Genomic DNA, 16,811 nt, shown 5'->3' with positions numbered 1-16,811 from the left:
ATCGACTGCGCGAGTCATTGACAAATTGGCTTGACCCGATCGGTGCCGGGATCGTGGTGGCGGGTGAGCGGGTGCGGCCTGTGAACAAATCGTCGGGACGGCGGGCTTGCACCGGCTCCGGAAAAGACTCAGCATAGGGCGCAGAGGACAGACATACCCTGGAGCGACCGGGGCACGCGGCCCGCTCCGATCCAGGGTGCACCATCCAGCCACCACCGGAACAGAGAAGAAACGCGCATGACGCCAAGCGATCTCCAAGCCGTTCGCGATCACATCGCCTCACGCATCATCGGCCAGCAGGCGTTCATCGACAGCATGTTGGTCTGTCTGTTGAGCGATGGTCATCTGCTGGTCGAGGGGATGCCGGGGCTGGCCAAGACCACGGCGGTCAAGGCGCTGGCCGAGTCGATCGAGGGCGATTTCCACCGCATTCAGTTCACGCCGGATCTGTTGCCCTCGGATCTGATCGGCACCGACATCTATCGCCATGAGAAGGGCGAGTTCGAGTTTCGTCAGGGGCCGTTGTTCCACAATCTGCTGCTGGCCGATGAGGTCAACCGGGCGCCGGCCAAGGTGCAGTCGGCGTTGCTGGAGGCGATGGCCGAGCATCAGATCACGGTCGGTCAGAAGACCTATCCCCTGCCCCAGCTCTTCATGGTGCTGGCGACTCAGAATCCGGTCGAGCAGGAGGGCACCTATCATTTGCCGGAGGCGCAGCTCGACCGCTTTTTGATGCAGGCGGTCGTGACCTATCCGAGTCGTGACGAGGAGTTACGGATTCTGGAGCTCGATAGTGAGCAGCAGAAGCATAGTTATGCGCCGCCGGTCAGGCGGTTGAGTCAGGCGGAGCTGTTTGCGATGCGGCGCGACGTGGCCGAGATCTATCTCGATCCCAAGCTGCATCACTATATCGTCGATCTGGTGCAGGCGACGCGCAATCCGAAGCTCTATGACCGGGATCTGGGGCGCTGGTGTCGTTTCGGGGCTTCGCCGCGCGCGAGTATTGCGCTGGCGCGTTGTGCGCGGGCGCGGGCCTGGATGGATGGGGAGAGTTTCGTGGTGCCGCATCATATCCAGTCGGTCGCGCCGGAGATTCTGCGTCATCGCATTCTGCTGACCTTCGAGGCCGAAGCCGAAGGGGTGACGACGGATGCGTTTATCAAGCGGTTGTTGAGTTTGGTGGCGATTCCGTGATGGTTGGATTTTACTAGAGCGCTCGTTGTCTAGACTGACGGAACTGAAAGAAGTCTAGTCAACGAGAAGACTAGCTCGTGCCAAATGCACTTTGACGTAAAAAAATGCAACCGCATGACAGCGTCGCGCGCGGGTGATCACACAGACGGGCACCGGAAAGCCGTCAACGAGATGCACCGGATCGTCCATGGCCCCCAAGTCACGGCTCAAACGCTCCCGAAGCGCTTGCGTGGCCACCCGGAGGTTGGCCGCTTGGCGTGCAAAACCGCTGCGCGACCTCAGCCCCGGAAACCCGGCCGCCTAGTGTTGGCGGAAATACGCCCAGATTCCCACGTCGGTGTCATAACCGAGAAACTCGCCGACGACCACCGGCGTGATCGCCTCGCTATCACTGAGCTGGGGGGCAAACCCACGCTGACGCAGGTGCCTTGTCGGTCCCAACCACTCCTTGAGTTGATCGTCTATCCAGCCATACACCACGATGATAAAGTCTTCCAGCGACATGGCCGCCTCCCGAACGCCTCTGAGGTGAGTGGACCCTCTTCTCAGCGTAGTTCAGACGGCCTTGTCGCTCCAACCAGACGTCAAGCATCCACACAGGCCGTTAAAAAGTCGCACATCGGGTGAACAGACCCTGCTCCCGCTCTCCGAGATCACCCCGGCCGTGGTCCAGGAGAGCGCCGTCTCCAGCCGGGTGGCCGACAATCTGTTCTGGATCGGACGCTATGCCGAGCGCGCCGAAGGACTGGTGCGCCTGCTGCGCGTCACCATCTTTAAGAGCCTATCCCAAAAGGCCGGTAGCCCGCCAAGTGATGATCCCGAGCGCCAGATGGACCATGGCCAAGTAGGTGTCATCGCGCTTCTCCCAGCGCACCAACAGGCGACGGAAGCGATTCATCCAGCTATGTGTGCGCTCCACCACCCAGCGCCGGGGCTTGAAGTCGGGGTGACGCACGACGGCCTCGGCTTCCTCACCCCGCTGGCGAATGTGGGGCGTGAACCCCAACTCCGCAGCGATCGTCCGGACCTCGTCATAGTCATAGCCGGCATCCAGGCACAGGCCCTGTGGTCTCTCGGGCGTGGGGGCGGGACGGGGGACGATGATCCCCTCCAAGGTCGTGCGCGTGAGCTTCATGTCGTGGCGGTTGGCCCCGTCGATGGCTACCGCCAGGGGAAGGCCGGCGCCTTCCGTCAACAGGCTGCGCTTGACACCCTGTGTGCCGCGATCCGTCGGGTTGCGCCCCGTTTTTTGACCCCGCCGGCGGCGCCTTGGTCATCGTCCCATCCAGCGACAGCCACGACCAGTCGATCCCTTGGAGTTCATCGTATTTGAGCACACCGGCCTGCCGGAAGCGCGCGAACACCCCGGCCTCCACCCACTCCAGAAACCGTCGATGCGCCGTGCTGCTCGAACAGATCCCGGTGGCGTTGAGCGCATTCCATTGACAGCCGGTGCGCAATACAAACAAGATCCCCTCCATCACCACCCGATCCTCGATCCGGCGCCGATGGCAGCCCAGCGGATGGGACGGCGGCTGGTACACGGGCAACAGGGGTTTGAGCTGCGCCCACAGGGCGTCGGATAACCGCCAACCATCGTCTTGAACCGCCAAGCTCATCGTCGTTCTGACTCCTTTGATCGAGAAAACTTCAGCCGAGAATATCACCTTTTGGGATAGGCTCTTAGAGCGTCCGCGCCACGGCCCAGACATCGACCCGCGCGGCACCGGCGTCGATCAACACCTGACTCAGTTCGGAGACCGTGCCGCCGGTCGTCATCACATCATCGACGATGGCCAGATACCGTCCCTTGAGATCTTCCATCGCCTTGAAGGCGCCCCGGATGTTGCGCCGCCGGGCGCGCGCCGTCAGTCCGACCTGGGGCGGCGTGGCCAGGGTGCGGGCGACGAGACGCGGCTCGATCGGAATGGACAGCTCGCGACCCGTGACGCGCGCGATCTCCAGGGCCTGGTTGTAGCCGCGTGTGCGCTGGCGTCGCGGATGCAGCGGCACCGGGACCAGAGCCTCGAGCCGGTCGTCCGCCGACTCACGTACATGCTCGGCCAGACACTGACCCAGCAGCCGCGCGGCATTGAGCCGTCCTCGGAACTTGGCGCCCGTGATCAGGAAGGGCACCGCACCCTCATAGCGAAAGGCCGTCAGACAGACTTCGAACGGCGGCGGACGGCGCTCGCAATCGCCGCAGATCGCCCCATCCGGCAGCGGAACCGGGAAGGGACGCGCGCACCGGGCACAGGCGCGGAGGTTGTAGGGCAGATCCAGCGCGCAACCGGCGCAGAGATCGCGGCCCGCCTCGCCGGGTGCGCCGCAAAGCAGACAGGTTGGCGGGAACAGGACGTCGAGCAGACGGCGATCGCCCCCCAAACCGAGTTTCCACACGGCACTCTCCCCCTCGATCATGACGCCATTCGCACACCAGCGGAGCCGATGTCGGCGGCTTGAGTTGTAAACCCTGAGAGCCAAAATCAGTTGACAAGTCAAACAAGCCCTTTAGAGTAATGGGCCTTTTATCGCTTCGTCACGACCGATTTCGAGGCCACATCCGGTTCCTTCCGCCCATGTCACAGATCCAGACCACCGCCTTCCAGTCACAGACCGCACTCCGTCACGATTGGTCGCTCGACGAGATTGAAGCGATCCTCGACCGGCCGTTCAACGATCTGCTGTTCACGGCTCAGAGCATCCATCGCGCCCACTTCGATCCCAATACCATCCAGGTCAGCACCCTGCTGAGCATCAAGACCGGCGCCTGTCCCGAGGATTGCGGCTATTGCGGCCAGAGCGCGCGCCATGCAACGGACGTCGAACCTGAGCGCATCCTGCCGCTCGACACCGTGCTGGACGCCGCGCGCGCCGCCAAGGCCCAGGGTGCGACCCGTTTCTGCATGGGTGCGGCCTGGCGCAACCCGACCGATCGCCATCTCGAACAGGTGATCGCCATGGTCGAGGGTATCCACGCGCTCGGACTGGAGACCTGCGTCACCCTCGGCATGCTGACCGCCGAACAGGCGCGCCGGCTCAAGGACGCCGGACTCGACTATTACAACCACAACCTCGACACCTCGCCCGAGTTCTACGGTCAGGTCATCAGCACCCGCACCTATCAGGATCGGCTCGACACCTTGGAACACATCCGCGCGGTCGGACTCAAGACCTGTAGCGGCGGCATCCTCGGCATGGGCGAATCGCGCCGCGACCGCGCCTCCATGTTACGCCAGCTCGCCAACCTGCCGGCGCATCCCGAATCCGTCCCCATCAATCTGCTGGTCCAGGTCGAGGGCACGCCGCTGTTCGGCGTCGACGCGCTCGATCCCTTCGAGTTCGTGCGCGTGGTCGCGGCGGCGCGCCTCATCATGCCGCGTTCGCATGTCCGACTGTCCGCCGGTCGCAGCGAGATGAGCGACGAGTTGCAGGCGCTCTGCTTTCTGGCCGGCGCCAACTCGATCTTCTACGGCGAGCGGCTACTGACCGCACCCAATGCCGAGTCCGACCGCGACCGTCGACTGTTCGAGCGTCTGGGTCTGAGCTTCGAGCAGGTCGAGGCCGAACGCACCGAGCCGGGCGCCTGTCACAAGACCACTGAGCACAAGATCCGGCTCTGAGGCACGAGACATGGAGCGACCGCCGTCCAGCCGCCCCAACCCCGAGACCGAACTGCGCCCGCGACTCGACGCGCTCAAGGCCCAGTCGCTCTATCGCCGCCGCCGGCTCCAGGACAGCCCACAGCAACCCCAGGCGCGGGTCGACGGCCGACCGATGCTGAGCTTCTGCGGCAACGACTATCTGGGCTTGGCCAATCACCCAAAGGTGATCGCCGCCCTGCGCGACGGGGCCGAACGCTGGGGCGTGGGCAGCGGCGCGGCGCATCTGGTCAACGGTCACAGCCGCGCGCATCAGGCACTGGAAGAAGCGCTGGCCGAGTTCACCGGCCGTCCGCGCGCCCTCCTCTTCTCGACCGGCTACATGGCCAATCTGGGCGTCATCAGCGCCCTGGCCGGACGGAACGACACAGTGTTCGAGGACCGGCTCAATCATGCCTCGCTACTCGACGGCGCCCTGCTGTCACGCGCCCGACTGCGCCGCTATCCGCACGCCGACGCCCAGGCGCTCAAACGCCTGATCGCCGGCGACCCCGCGCGGCTCATCGTCACCGACGGCGTCTTCAGCATGGACGGCGATCCGGCCCCATTGCCCGAGCTGGCCGCCATCGCGCGTGACTCCGGCGCCTGGCTGATGGTCGACGACGCGCACGGACTGGGGGTGCTGGGACACGAAGGACGCGGCTCACCGGATCACTTCGGGCTCGGCCCCGAAGACGTGCCGATCCTGATGGGCACGCTCGGCAAGGCCTTCGGCACCTTCGGCGCTTTCGTCGCCGGCTCCGAGGAACTGATCGAGACCCTGATCCAGAGCGCGCGCAGTTACATCTACACCACGGCCACTCCACCAGCCCTGGCCGAAGCCACGCTCACCAGTCTCGCCATCACCCGACGCGAACACTGGCGGCGCGAACGGCTCGCCGAGTGGATCGAGCGCTTTCGCACCGGAGCGACCCGAATCGGACTGAACCTGATGGACTCACCCACACCCATCCAGCCGATCCTGGCCGGCAGCGCCGAACAGGCACTGGCCTGGAGCGCCGCGCTCGAAGCGGCCGGCCTCCTGGTCACAGCCATCCGCCCCCCAACGGTTCCCGAAGGCACATCTCGGCTCCGCGTCACGCTCTCAGCCGCCCACACCGCCGACGACATCGACCGACTGCTCGCGGCCCTGGCCAGACTACCGACCTGACCGAACCAACGCCCAGCCGCCCGTGATACGGTCAACGAGTGGTTCGGGGCGCCGTCGGCGGGGGGTGTCGACCGCATGGATGCGGTCGTCAAGCCTCCAGAGACGGATTCACGGCGCCCTCCCGACGACGGCGCCCCGAACCACCCACCTACCGAGTCAAGCAACCATACCGAAACCACAACCGATGTCGAACCAATCCGCTCCCCCGCACACTCCAGCCCCTGAAACCACCACTGAACTGGTCCTGCTCCACGGCTGGGGTATGAACTCGGCCATCTGGAACGGCGTCCCAGAACCCACCTGGAACGACCTGACCCAACACCGCATCGACCTGCCCGGACATGGCGACAGCCCCTTCCCCACCGGACGCGACTCTCTCTGGGGCTGGGCCGAAGCCTGCCTGGACGCCGCCCCCGAACGCGCCGTCTGGGTCGGCTGGTCGCTGGGCGGACTCATCGCCCTGGCCGCCGCCCTGCACGCCCCCAAGCGCGTCGCCGGACTGGTCCTCCTGACCGCCACCCCGCGCTTCACCCAGGCGACCGACTGGACGCCCGCCATGCCCGAAGCGACCCTGGCGCAGTTCCACGACAGCCTGCTCGCCGACCCGAGCGGCACCCTGAACCGCTTCCTGGCCCTGCAAACGCGCGGCAGCGACAGCGCACGCGAGACTCTGCGCACGCTCAAGCATGAACTGGCCGCGCGTCCCGAACCCAAGCCCGCCGCACTCGCCCTGGGCCTGGATCTGTTGCGAGAGGAAGACCTGCGCCCCCAGCTCCCCGACATCCGCTGCCCGACGCTCTGGCTCTTCGGCCAACACGACACCCTGGTCCCGGCACGGGTCGCCGAACGCATCGAACGGCTGATGCCCGAGGCGCGGGTCGAGACCATCGCGGGCGCGGCCCATGCGCCCCACATCTCGCATCCCCACGAAACCGCTCGGGCCATCCGCACCTTTCTTGACGCCCTTTGAACATCACAACGCCGGCCCCCAAAACCACCACCATGCACCCGATCGACAAGACCCGCGCCCGGCTCAGCTTCGAACGCGCCGCCGCCGACTACGACCGCGTCGCCGTGCTCCAGCGCGAGATCGCCGACCGGATGCTCGGACGGCTCGACTACATTCGACTCGCGCCCCAACGGATTCTCGACCTCGGCGCCGGCACCGGCTACGCGATCGACCCGCTCGCCCGCCGCTATCCCAAGGCGCGCGTGCTGGCGCTGGACTTCGCCCACGGGATGCTGCTCCAGGCGCGCCGACGCGGAAGCTGGCGGCGTCGGCCGCTGTGCGTCTGCGCCGATGCCGAATCGCTGCCGCTGGCCGACGGCGCGGTGGATCTGATCGTCTCCAATGCCGCGCTCCAGTGGTGCAACGACCTCGAGCGCACCTTCGGCGAATGCCGACGGGTACTGCGTCCGGGCGGACTGCTGCTCTTCACCACCTTCGGCCCGGACACGCTCAAGGAACTGCGCACAGCCTGGAGTCAGGTCGACCAACACTCCCATGTCAGCCCCTTCCCGGACATGCACGACATCGGCGATGCCCTGGTGCGCGCGCGCTTCGCCGATCCGGTGATGGACGCCGATCGTCTGACCCTGACCTATGACGATGTCCAGGGTCTGATGCGCGATCTCAAGACACTCGGCGCACGCAATGCCACCGACGCCCGTCCACGCGCCCTGACCGGACGCGCGCGACTGGCCGCACTCGCCGACGCCTATGAGACCCACAGGCGCGACGGTCGCCTGCCGGCCAGCTATGAGGTGCTCTATGGGCACGCCTGGGCACCCGAGCCGGCCGAACACAGGCCGGCCGGCGGCGAAGTCGCCATCCCCGTCTCAGCCATCGGCGGACGCCGCCGGGCGGTCGAACCATGAGCGGATTCTTCATCACAGGCACGGATACCGGCTGCGGCAAGACCGAGATCACGCTCGGACTCATGGCCGCCCTGCAGGCACGCGGACACCGGGTGCTGGGCATGAAGCCGGTCGCGAGCGGCTGCAATCAACATCCACAGGGACTGCGCAACGCGGATGCCGAGCGCATCCAGGCCCAGGGCACGTTCACAGTTCCCTATGCGCTCGTCAATCCCTATGCCTTCGCGCGACCGATCGCCCCGCATCTGGCCGCCGTAGAGGTCGGGATCTCGATCGAACTCGACCGCATCCGCGCGGCGCACACCGAGCTGACAAGACAGGCCGACTGGGTGCTGGTCGAGGGCGTCGGCGGCTGGCGCGTACCTCTGGGGCCTGAGTGCTTCGTCGGCGACATCCCGCGCGCGCTGGATCTGCCGGTGATCCTGGTGGTCGGACTCAAGCTCGGCTGTCTCAATCATGCCCTGCTGACGGCCGAGTCGATCCGGTCGAGCGGCCCGGAGCTGGCCGGCTGGATCGCCAATCAGGTCGACCCGGACATGCTCGCACTGGAAGCCAATCTGGAGACGCTCCAGATGCTGATTCAGGCCCCCTGTCTCGGTGTCGTCCCCTGGATGGACGCGCCGGATGCACAGACCATCGCCGCCTGTCTGCCGCTGGATCGCTGAAGACGGTGAAAACGCCCGGCATTCGGGGCCGGTCATTACGGATATGGTTCGAGTCCGGGATTGCGGTATGCTGTCCGGCGTCCATCAACCGAACATCACAGCTCCGATGATCGCCCATCGCTCTTCCCGGCTCCTACTCATCGCCGCGCTCTGGCTCGGTTTCGCGCACACGGTCCTGGCCCAGGATCCGGTCGCTCAGGTGCGCTCGCTCCCGCAGGCCAGTCTGCTGGTCAAGGAGCGCGGGCAGGACCGGATCGCCTATCAGGCCGAAACCGCGCGCATCCCGGCCTCGACCATGAAGATCCTGACCGCCTACGCGGCGCTGGAGACCTGGGGACGCGACCATCGCTTCCACACCGACGTCTTCCAGGACGCCTCCGGCCGGCTCTGGATCAAGGGGTCCGCCGATCCCTATCTGGTCTCCGAGGAACTCGACCGTCTGGTCGCGGCGCTCAAACGGCAGGGCGTGCGCCGGGTCGCCGGGATCGGTCTCGACGACAGCCTCTTCGATCCGGACGTCGAGATCGCCGGACGCTCGTCGTCGAGCAACCCCTACGACGCCCCGGTCACGGCCCTGGCGGCGAACTTCAACACCCTCAATCTGATCCGCGAGGGCGAGCGCATCCGCAGCGCCGAGCCGCAGACGCCCCTGACCGCCACCGGCGAACGTCTCGGCCGCTCGGGACCGGCCGGCAAGCAGCGCATCAACCTGCGCGAACGCGAGATCGCCCTGCGCTATTTCGGCGAACTGCTGGCCGCCAAACTCCGGGCCGCCGGCATCGACGTCGGCGACCAGCAACGGATCGCCTCCACGCCGAGCGACGCCAAGCGCCTCCTGCGCCACGCCAACAGCCGTACCCTGGCCGAAATGGTCGCGCCCATGCTCAAGTACTCCAGCAACTTCGTCGCCAACGCCCTCTTCCTGCGTCTGGCCGCGCCGGACGGACAGGGCCGGATCGGCATGGCCCAGGCCAAACGCGCCATGACCGACTTCGCCCAGCGCCGTTTCGGCTGGAGCGGATTTAAGATCGACGACGGCGCCGGCCTGTCGCGCGCCAACCGGCTGAGCGCGCGCCAGCTCGTCGAACTGCTCGACGCCTTCGCGCCCTATCGCGACCTGATGCCCCAGCAGGACGACGATCCCAATGTCCGCGCCAAGACCGGCACCCTGCGCGGCATCAGCAGCTATGCCGGCTATGTCCGGCGCGGCGGTGCCTGGGAACCGTTCGCCCTGCTCATCGAGCAACCCGTGGCCTATGACCTCAGACGCCGGGTCGCCGGCCAACTGGCGCGCTGAGCGACACTCGCCGATGTCAGTCGCTCCAGGTCATCCGCCTCCGACCTTGCACATCGCTCACCGACCCATGCACGCGCTCCAGTGGGCGTCGCTGCTGCTGACCGGCTCGCTGCTCGCCGCCTGCGCGACCAGCCCCTCGTCGACGGGGTTCGATCCGACCAGTCTGGTCAAGGGCGTCCCGATCCCCGGCTCCCAGGGCTATCCCACGCTCGCGCCACTGCTGCGTCAGGTGACGCCGGCCGTCGTCAACATCACGGTCGACTCGCGCATCCCGCGCGAGGAACACCCCTTTCTCAACGATCCCGACTTCAGACACTTCCTCGACCGCATGGGGCTGCCCATCCCCGAGATCGATCCGTCCGAACGGCGTCGCAGTCAGGGCTCGGGCGTCATCGTCGACGCCGCGCGCGGCTATGTCATGACCAACGAGCATCTGCTCAAGGACGCCACGCGCATCCAGGTCACGCTCAAGGACAGGCGCACCTTCGAGGCCCGCCGCCTCGGCTCAGACAGCGGCTCGGACCTGGCCATCCTGGAGATCCCACCGGTCGCCATCCGTCCGCTTCCGCTCGGCGACTCGGACCGGCTCGAGGTCGGGGACTTCGTGGTCGCCATCGGCAATCCCTTCGGACTGGGCCAGACGGCCACACTGGGGATCGTCAGCGCGGTCGGGCGCAGTGGTGTCGGCGGCAGCCGGCTCGGCAAGCTGATCCAGACCGATGCCTCGATCAATCCGGGCAACTCCGGCGGTCCGCTCGTCAATCTGGCCGGCGAGGTCGTGGGCATCAATACCGCCCTGATCGGACCGACCGGCGGCAATGTCGGTATCGGCTTCGCCGTGCCCAGCAATCGTGCCCGCGCGGCGCTGCGTGCCGTGACCGGTCAACGCGGACCATGAGCGAAACAATCCGGCGACCTGGTTTGCACTCCCGAACGGACTGCTCTAGAGTTCGGGGCTACTGTGGTTCATCTTGCATCGACAGGGTTTACAGCGACGAGACGCGTTCAATGGACAAGACAGAGACGGCCCAGCCGGATTCATCGATCCAGACCGCCGCGACGACCGGCACGGACGGCGCCACCGATTCCGCCCAGGCCACGGGCGGTCCCGAGCGCTCCACGAATGCCGGCGAGGTGCTCCAGCGCTATCTCAAGGCGCAGGCCACCCAGATCTCCCGGATCGTGGCCAGTCTCAATCAGTACCGTCAGGACGTCCAGAAGCTCGAGGTCTCGCTGATCGCGCGCATCGGCGATGTCGACGACGACCGGCGTCACGCCGCCACGCGCCTGCAGCGCACGCTCCAGACCCAGCGCGACGAGCTCGATGAGCGACTGAAGCGCCATGGCTCACTCATGGCGATGCTGCTCCTGCTGTTCAGCCTCCTGGTTGCGGGCACGCTGGTCTCCTTCCTGTTCAAGCTCAACGCCACGCAGGAGGCGTTCGAGACACAGATGACCGATTTGAGGAAGACCCTGGAACAGATCGACGCCTCGTCGCGGGGCGAACCCGATCCGCAGACACGCGCCCAACTCGATCGACTGTCGGCGGCCCTGGCCGGGATCTCCAAGTCCATCGAACGTCTCAGCGAGGAGGCCACGACAGCCCCGTTGGATCTCGACCTGCACCTCGAGCCCGAACCTCGGCCCGCCTCGGTGAAGCGAGCCGAGACAGCGCCGGAACCCGAGCCTGAATCCGCACCTGAACCGCCCCCCGAGCCGGAATCGGCACCAGACTCATCCCCTCAGCCTCAGCCGGAGATCCCGGTCTCCATAGAGCCGGAATCTGCGCTGGAGCCCGCGTCCGACTCCGACGCTGGAACCGCGCCATCGGCGCCGACCACGACTCCAAGCGAACCGTCCGGCGAAGGCGACGGCGAATCCGCAACCGAACCCCGGACCGACCTGGAACAGGCCGCCGATATGCCCGCGCTCGACGACTCCGAGCCGGAGTCCGGCGTACAGGACGCGCTACCGGACGATGCCGAATCGGCTCCGTCCGCCGAGCCGGAGATCGACTCCATGCCGGATCAGGGAACCGTCGATCCCGAACCGGCGCCGGTCCCGGAGGCTACGCCCGCCGCCGAGACGGAGACCGGAGGCACGGACACGGACGGCCGGAAACCCCGCTCGCTCGCAACCGATTCGGTCCAGGTCGGAGATCGGCCCTTCACGGTGCAGTTGATCGGTTTTAACAGCCTGGAAGCCCTCGAACGCTTCGCTGCGAACCATGTCCTGCCGGTGGTCTATTACTATCGTCAGGAGACCTATCAGGGGCGCCCCTGGTTCGTCCTGATCCACAGTCTGCACGAGACCCGAGAAGCGGCTGAGGCCGTCGTCGCCAGATTGCCGCCTGGACTGGCCAATCTGAACATCTGGATTCGCAAGCTCAGGGCAGACACGGAACTCATCGAGGTCCGGCGACTCGGAAGCTGAACACGTCGGCCTGGACGAACGACGATTTCGCGGACCTGCTCTCGGTTTTGGGTGCCGGTCCACGGCTATACTCGCCATCCACAACGATCGAGACTCATCGCGTCAGGGATCTCAGCCATGGCCAAACAGTTCCAGAAGACCAGTGCTCATTTCGATAGCGACCTGGATGCCATCCTCGATCGCGTCTATGGCAAGAAATCCGATTCGACGCTCGATCGTGCCAAGACGCCCGTCTCCCAGCCATTCGTGCGCAAGGATCCGGGCTCGAAGGAACTGAAGGAGGCGCTCGCCGAACTGCGCAACCGCCGTGAGCGTGCCCAGGGCAGTATGCGCCTCATGCAAATGCAAGAAGAGGTCGACTATCTGCGCGAGCAAATCGGCGTACTCCGTGACCTCGGCGACCAGATCGATCAGTTGCGCCGGCGTATCGCGATCGAGGCGGGTCAGGGAAACAGCTCGACGCTCTCGGATCTTGGATGACGGATGACGAGGCCGGCTTGACAGTCTGAAGTGTGAAGAATCAAAATCCCTTCATACTCCATCGACAGCATCCGGGCGATCACTCATGCGACACCTCAGTCCGCTCCGCCGTCTCGCATGGCTCACGCTCTTCGGCACCCTGGGTGCTCAGGCCCATTTCCAGGAGCTCATTCCGTCCATGGATCTGGTGACGGATCCGAGCGCGAGCGAAATCACCCTGGATCTGACCTTCACCCATCCGATGGAACGCGGCCCGGCCATGGCCATGGGCCGGCCGGTCCAGTTCGGCGTCCTGACGCCGGCCGGGCGCGAGGATCTGCTGGCGAGCCTGACGCCACGCACCCAGGACGACCAACCGGCCTATAGTGCGCGCTACCGGATCCGGCAACCCGGCGATCATGTCTTCTTCGTCGAACCCGCCCCGTATTGGGAAGCGGCGGAAGGACTCATGATCGTGCATTACACCAAGGTCGTGGTCGACGGCTTCGGCGGCGGCGAGGGCTGGGACGCCGAGGTCGGCTTCCCGGTCGAGATCACGCCCCTGACCCGGCCCTATGGGCTCTGGACCGGCAATCTCTTCCGCGGTGTCGTCAAGCGCAACGGCCGGCCCGTACCCTTCGCCGAGGTCGAGGTCGAGTGGCGTAACGACGGCTCAGTGACGGCCCCGGCCGATGCCTTCGTCACCCAGGTCGTCAAGGCCGATGCGCAGGGTGTCTTCGCCTATGCCATGCCGCGCGCGGGCTGGTGGGGCTTCGCCGCGCTGCTGGAAGGCGAACGGCCGATGAAGAATCCGGAGGGCGAGGAGGTTCCGGTCGAGGCCGGTGCGCTCATCTGGGTCCATACGCGCGACATGAAATAAGCCGACCGGAACGGCGGAGCAAAAAACAGTTCTTGATTTTTTTTCTTCATTTTTCATCAGAATTTTTCACTGTAGATAGGTTATCTACAAGCGTGAAGGTTTCACGCCCCATGGTCAGGGTCAACGTCGAATCGCAAGGTTGTTCTCTGTTCAGGATGAACGCCGAGGCAATTTTTATGGCGCAAGCTGGGTTTCGACGGCTGACACGGCCCATGTTGCCGGTGTTGACCGGCTATTCGGTTGGGACTGCTCAACCCGGACTCCAGTTGCTCGCCCACCAGGGCGCTATCAACGGAGAGCGAATCACTTAAAAACCACCATAAGCAACTTTGTTTAGGTTTTTAGGAACAGCGACGCTTGGCCCATATCCCCGATGGCGTGCTCACGGCGCCCGTCCTGATCACCGGCGGGCTGGTGTCGGTCGGTCTGCTGACCGTGGCACTGCGCCGGCTCGACTATGATCATCTGCCCCGCGCCGCCGTGCTCTCGGCGGCGTTCTTCGTCTCCTCGCTCATCAGTGTCCCGCTCGGGCCGACCAGCGTCCATCTGCTGCTCAATGGGCTCATGGGACTGCTGCTCGGCTGGACGGCAGTGCCGGCGATCCTGGTCGCGCTCGCGCTCCAGGCGGCCTTCTTCGGCTTCGGCGGACCGCTGGTGCTGGGCGTCAATACCCTGAACATGGCGCTGCCGGCGCTCGTCTGCGCCTGGGTACTGGCTCCGGCGCTGGGGCGTGTGCGTCCGGCGCGTCGGGCCTGGATCGGCTTCGCGGCCGGCTTCCTGGGGGTGATGCTGACGGGTGGGCTGGTGGCCGCGACCCTGGCCCTGAGTGGCGAACCCTTCCGACCGGCGGCTCAGGTGCTGCTGTTGACCTATCCGCCACTGGCCCTGGTCGAGGGACTGGTGACGGCCACCATCGTCGGTTTTCTGCAACGGGTTGCGCCCGAGAGGCTGTCGACTGGAGCGAGCACGCATGTCTAGAACATCTTCCGTCTGGTTGCTGCTCCTGGCGCTGATGAGCCAACCGGCCCTGGCTCACAAGCTCAAGGTCTTCGCCCAAACCGAGGGCGACTGGATTCGGGGCCGGGCCTATTTCGTCGGCGGTGCCGGGGCGGGCGGTGCCAGGGTCGAGGTCCAGGACAGCGAGGGCCGCGTGCTCGCCGAATTGACACCGGCGGACGACGGGAGCTTCGCCTATCGCGCACTCGCGCCGGTCGAGCATCGGCTGGTCGCACGCACGGGGGATGGGCACGGCGCCCAATGGACGATCGCGGGTGAGACACTGCAAGGCGCGTTTTCGCCGACCACCACCCCGCCCGCAGACAGTCCGGGTGAAGACTCGGGGCCGCCTCCGACTCGGACTCAGCCGCCGGCGGACATCCCCGCACCACAGGTTCCGCTCGACCATGACTCAGTCGCTCACCAAACCTTCGACCCGGTGCTGATCGGTGCCATCGAGCAGGCACTGGCCCGTCAGACGCACCCGCTCGCCGAGCGATTGAATGCCCTCGAGGAGCGTGTCCGCTTCCAGGATATCCTGGGTGGGATCGGCTACATCCTGGGCCTGACCGGACTGGCCCTCTGGTGGCGTAGTCGTCGCGCGGGCGAGCGCGCGTGACCGCTGCGCCCATCCCCAATCTCGCCGGTTCGGGTTGGATGGTCGCACGCGATCCGCGTCTGCGTGTCGGTGCGGCGCTCGCCTTCGCACTGATCACGGTCGGACTCGATCATCCCGGCAGCACGACGACGGCCCTGGGGCTGGCGCTCGGTCTGGCACTTGCCGCCGGACTGAAGGCACGCGATCTGGTCCGGCGTCTGCCGGCCCTGGAAGGCTTCATGCTCATCGTGCTGCTGACCCTGCCCTTCACCACGCCGGGTGCGTCCTGGTTCGAACTCGGCCCACTGCGCGCGAGCACGGTCGGGCGTGATCTGGCCCTGATGATCCTGCTCAAGGCCAATGCCGTGGTGCTCGCGCTCATGGCCCTGGTCGGGACGCTCGAACCCGTGGCGCTCGGTCAGGCACTGGGACGGCTCGGCGTGCCGGACAAGCTGACGCATCTGCTGTTGATGACGGTCCGCCAGATCCATCTCATCCACGCCGAGTTCATCCGGCTGCGTCAGGCCATGCGCGCACGCGCCTTCGTGCCGCGTACCGACCGTCACACCTGGCGCGCCTATGGCTGGCTGATGGGAATGTTGCTGGTGCGCAGTCTCGCGCGCGCCGAGCGTCTGATGGACGCCATGCGCTGTCGCGGCTTTCGGGGGCGGCTGTATCGGCTCGACACACCGCACTGGCAGCCGGGCGACACGCTCGCCGCGCTCGGTCTGATGACACTGCTGGGCGCTTTGGCTTGGCTGGATCACGGCTTGGGCCTGCCGGGCGTATGATGGCCGCTTGCGCAACCACCCTCATCACCGCCATCCGCCTTCCATGACGACGCCTCTGATCGAGCTGCAACGAGTCCGTTTCGACTATCACGACCGAACCGTCCTGCGCGAACTGGACTTCAGGCTCGATCCAGGCGATCGGGTCGCCCTGATCGGCTCCAACGGCGCGGGCAAGACGACGCTCCTGCATCTGCTGGTCGGACTCAAGCGTCCCAGTGCGGGCCGGATCCTCGCCTTCGGGTGCGAACGCGCCGGCGAGCGCGACTTCCACCAAGTACGAGCACGAGTCGGACTGCTGTTCCAGGACTCGGACGATCAGCTCTTTTGCCCGACGGTGCTGGAGGACGTCGCCTTCGGTCCCCTGAACCTGGGTCGCTCGCCCGAACAGGCGCGCACCGACGCCCTGGAGACGCTCGAACATCTGGGACTCGCCGACTTCGCCGAGCGCATCACCTACCGGTTGTCGGCGGGCGAGAAACGACTGGTCGCGCTCGCGACCGTGCTGGCGATGCGTCCCGAGGTGCTGCTGCTCGACGAGCCGACCAACGGCCTGGACGAGGCGACCGCCGAGCGGCTCATCGCCCATCTGGATGGACTGGAACAGGCCATGATCCTGGTCTCGCACGACTGGCCGTTCCTGGCGCGACTGGCGACACGGGCGGTCCGGCTCGTCGAGGGCCGGCTCGTGGACGCCATCCTGCACAGCCATGCCCATGCGCATCGACACAGCCATCCGCACTCAGCGGACGAACTGATCGGTCCACACACCGGCCTGGAACACAGACATCCGCACTGAGCCTTCCTTGCG

Annotated in this window: 17 protein-coding genes and 2 pseudogenes; 16 read left to right on the top strand and 3 right to left on the bottom strand. The window is 66.1% G+C overall.

Going from position 1 to position 16,811, the window contains the following annotated elements:
* Positions 1-237: 237 nt before the first annotated feature.
* Positions 238-1,194 carry an AAA family ATPase gene (locus Atep_RS06600; protein ID WP_213380996.1) on the top strand — a complete coding sequence of 319 codons (957 nt, stop codon included), beginning with the start codon at positions 238-240 and terminating at the stop codon, positions 1,192-1,194.
* 117 nt (positions 1,195-1,311) lie between these two features.
* On the opposite strand, the pseudogene Atep_RS17125 reads toward Atep_RS06600, so the two are convergent.
* Positions 1,312-1,698, bottom strand: a pseudogene (locus tag Atep_RS17125) (IS982 family transposase); the annotation flags it as partial.
* Positions 1,699-1,843: 145 nt separating this feature from the next.
* Between Atep_RS17125 and Atep_RS06590 the strand changes: the two are divergent.
* A pseudogene (locus tag Atep_RS06590) lies at positions 1,844-1,972 on the top strand (alpha-E domain-containing protein); the annotation flags it as partial.
* A gap of 3 nt (positions 1,973-1,975) precedes the next feature.
* Here Atep_RS06590 and Atep_RS06585 read toward each other — a convergent pair.
* Together Atep_RS06585 and Atep_RS06580 are read right to left on the bottom strand one after the other, a co-directional pair.
* Positions 1,976-2,813 (bottom strand): IS5 family transposase gene (locus Atep_RS06585; protein WP_419467078.1). Its coding sequence is split into 2 segments (ribosomal slippage): positions 1,976-2,443 and positions 2,445-2,813, totalling 837 coding nucleotides; the frame shifts between segments, so codons are not numbered across the junction.
* Between the two features lie 64 nt (positions 2,814-2,877).
* Complete coding sequence (locus tag Atep_RS06580) at positions 2,878-3,594, bottom strand: ComF family protein (protein WP_213380991.1); 717 nt, start codon at positions 3,592-3,594, stop codon at positions 2,878-2,880.
* 179 nt (positions 3,595-3,773) lie between these two features.
* Between Atep_RS06580 and bioB the strand changes: the two genes are divergently transcribed.
* From bioB to Atep_RS06510, 14 genes are all read left to right on the top strand, one after another.
* Complete coding sequence (bioB, locus tag Atep_RS06575) at positions 3,774-4,817, top strand: biotin synthase BioB (RefSeq protein ID WP_213380989.1); 1,044 nt, start codon at positions 3,774-3,776, stop codon at positions 4,815-4,817.
* 10 nt (positions 4,818-4,827) lie between these two features.
* Entirely contained in the window at positions 4,828-6,006 is a 1,179-nt protein-coding gene (gene bioF / locus Atep_RS06570) for an 8-amino-7-oxononanoate synthase (RefSeq protein ID WP_213380988.1), read from the top strand.
* Positions 6,007-6,190: 184 nt separating this feature from the next.
* Entirely contained in the window at positions 6,191-6,976 is a 786-nt protein-coding gene (gene bioH / locus Atep_RS06565; protein WP_213380986.1) for a pimeloyl-ACP methyl ester esterase BioH, read from the top strand.
* Positions 6,977-7,008: 32 nt separating this feature from the next.
* Positions 7,009-7,884, top strand: coding sequence for a malonyl-ACP O-methyltransferase BioC (gene bioC, locus Atep_RS06560; RefSeq protein WP_213380985.1), 876 nt, complete (start codon positions 7,009-7,011; stop codon positions 7,882-7,884).
* On the top strand, positions 7,881-8,549 hold the full coding sequence (bioD, locus tag Atep_RS06555; protein WP_213380984.1) for a dethiobiotin synthase: 669 nt from the start codon (positions 7,881-7,883) through the stop codon (positions 8,547-8,549). The genes bioC and bioD overlap by 4 nt, the downstream gene beginning before the upstream one ends.
* 67 nt (positions 8,550-8,616) lie before the next feature.
* Positions 8,617-9,846, top strand: coding sequence for a D-alanyl-D-alanine carboxypeptidase/D-alanyl-D-alanine-endopeptidase (locus Atep_RS06550; protein WP_236786583.1), 1,230 nt, complete (start codon positions 8,617-8,619; stop codon positions 9,844-9,846).
* A gap of 67 nt (positions 9,847-9,913) precedes the next feature.
* Entirely contained in the window at positions 9,914-10,744 is an 831-nt protein-coding gene (locus Atep_RS06545) for a trypsin-like peptidase domain-containing protein (RefSeq protein ID WP_213380983.1), read from the top strand.
* Positions 10,745-10,854: 110 nt separating this feature from the next.
* Positions 10,855-12,279: an SPOR domain-containing protein gene (locus tag Atep_RS06540; RefSeq protein ID WP_213380982.1), complete on the top strand. Its 1,425-nt coding sequence runs from the start codon at positions 10,855-10,857 to the stop codon at positions 12,277-12,279.
* 117 nt (positions 12,280-12,396) lie between these two features.
* Positions 12,397-12,759 carry a hypothetical protein gene (locus Atep_RS06535; RefSeq protein WP_213380981.1) on the top strand — a complete coding sequence of 121 codons (363 nt, stop codon included), beginning with the start codon at positions 12,397-12,399 and terminating at the stop codon, positions 12,757-12,759.
* 85 nt (positions 12,760-12,844) lie between these two features.
* Entirely contained in the window at positions 12,845-13,618 is a 774-nt protein-coding gene (locus Atep_RS06530) for a DUF4198 domain-containing protein (protein WP_213380979.1), read from the top strand.
* Positions 13,619-13,975: 357 nt separating this feature from the next.
* Positions 13,976-14,596: a cobalt transporter CbiM gene (cbiM, locus tag Atep_RS06525; protein ID WP_213380977.1), complete on the top strand. Its 621-nt coding sequence runs from the start codon at positions 13,976-13,978 to the stop codon at positions 14,594-14,596.
* Positions 14,589-15,233, top strand: coding sequence for a hypothetical protein (locus Atep_RS06520; protein WP_213380975.1), 645 nt, complete (start codon positions 14,589-14,591; stop codon positions 15,231-15,233). Before cbiM ends, Atep_RS06520 begins: the two co-directional genes overlap by 8 nt.
* Positions 15,230-16,003 (top strand): cobalt ECF transporter T component CbiQ, encoded by a 774-nt coding sequence (cbiQ, locus tag Atep_RS06515; RefSeq protein WP_213380973.1) that lies wholly within the window; start codon positions 15,230-15,232, stop codon positions 16,001-16,003. The genes Atep_RS06520 and cbiQ overlap by 4 nt, the downstream gene beginning before the upstream one ends.
* 43 nt (positions 16,004-16,046) lie before the next feature.
* Positions 16,047-16,799: an energy-coupling factor ABC transporter ATP-binding protein gene (locus tag Atep_RS06510; protein WP_213380972.1), complete on the top strand. Its 753-nt coding sequence runs from the start codon at positions 16,047-16,049 to the stop codon at positions 16,797-16,799.
* Positions 16,800-16,811 lie beyond the last annotated feature (12 nt).

The organism is Allochromatium tepidum (genome assembly GCF_018409545.1).
GTDB classification, from domain to species: Bacteria; Pseudomonadota; Gammaproteobacteria; order Chromatiales; family Chromatiaceae; genus Thermochromatium; species Thermochromatium tepidum_A.
Note: the sequence above shows the minus strand (reverse complement) of the source record. Positions and strands in the feature narration are given on the sequence as shown.

What these genes read in the sequence shown, in the direction of transcription:
- Atep_RS06600 (WP_213380996.1), top strand. Translation starts at nt 238, where the DNA reads ATGACGCCAAGCGATCTCCAAGCCGTTCGCGATCACATCGCCTCACGC.
- bioB (WP_213380989.1), top strand. Translation starts at nt 3,774, where the DNA reads ATGTCACAGATCCAGACCACCGCCTTCCAGTCACAGACCGCACTCCGT.
- bioF (WP_213380988.1), top strand. Translation starts at nt 4,828, where the DNA reads ATGGAGCGACCGCCGTCCAGCCGCCCCAACCCCGAGACCGAACTGCGC.
- bioH (WP_213380986.1), top strand. Translation starts at nt 6,191, where the DNA reads ATGTCGAACCAATCCGCTCCCCCGCACACTCCAGCCCCTGAAACCACC.
- bioC (WP_213380985.1), top strand. Translation starts at nt 7,009, where the DNA reads ATGCACCCGATCGACAAGACCCGCGCCCGGCTCAGCTTCGAACGCGCC.
- bioD (WP_213380984.1), top strand. Translation starts at nt 7,881, where the DNA reads ATGAGCGGATTCTTCATCACAGGCACGGATACCGGCTGCGGCAAGACC.
- Atep_RS06550 (WP_236786583.1), top strand. Translation starts at nt 8,617, where the DNA reads ATGCTGTCCGGCGTCCATCAACCGAACATCACAGCTCCGATGATCGCC.
- Atep_RS06545 (WP_213380983.1), top strand. Translation starts at nt 9,914, where the DNA reads ATGCACGCGCTCCAGTGGGCGTCGCTGCTGCTGACCGGCTCGCTGCTC.
- Atep_RS06540 (WP_213380982.1), top strand. Translation starts at nt 10,855, where the DNA reads ATGGACAAGACAGAGACGGCCCAGCCGGATTCATCGATCCAGACCGCC.
- Atep_RS06535 (WP_213380981.1), top strand. Translation starts at nt 12,397, where the DNA reads ATGGCCAAACAGTTCCAGAAGACCAGTGCTCATTTCGATAGCGACCTG.
- Atep_RS06530 (WP_213380979.1), top strand. Translation starts at nt 12,845, where the DNA reads ATGCGACACCTCAGTCCGCTCCGCCGTCTCGCATGGCTCACGCTCTTC.
- Atep_RS06520 (WP_213380975.1), top strand. Translation starts at nt 14,589, where the DNA reads ATGTCTAGAACATCTTCCGTCTGGTTGCTGCTCCTGGCGCTGATGAGC.
- Atep_RS06510 (WP_213380972.1), top strand. Translation starts at nt 16,047, where the DNA reads ATGACGACGCCTCTGATCGAGCTGCAACGAGTCCGTTTCGACTATCAC.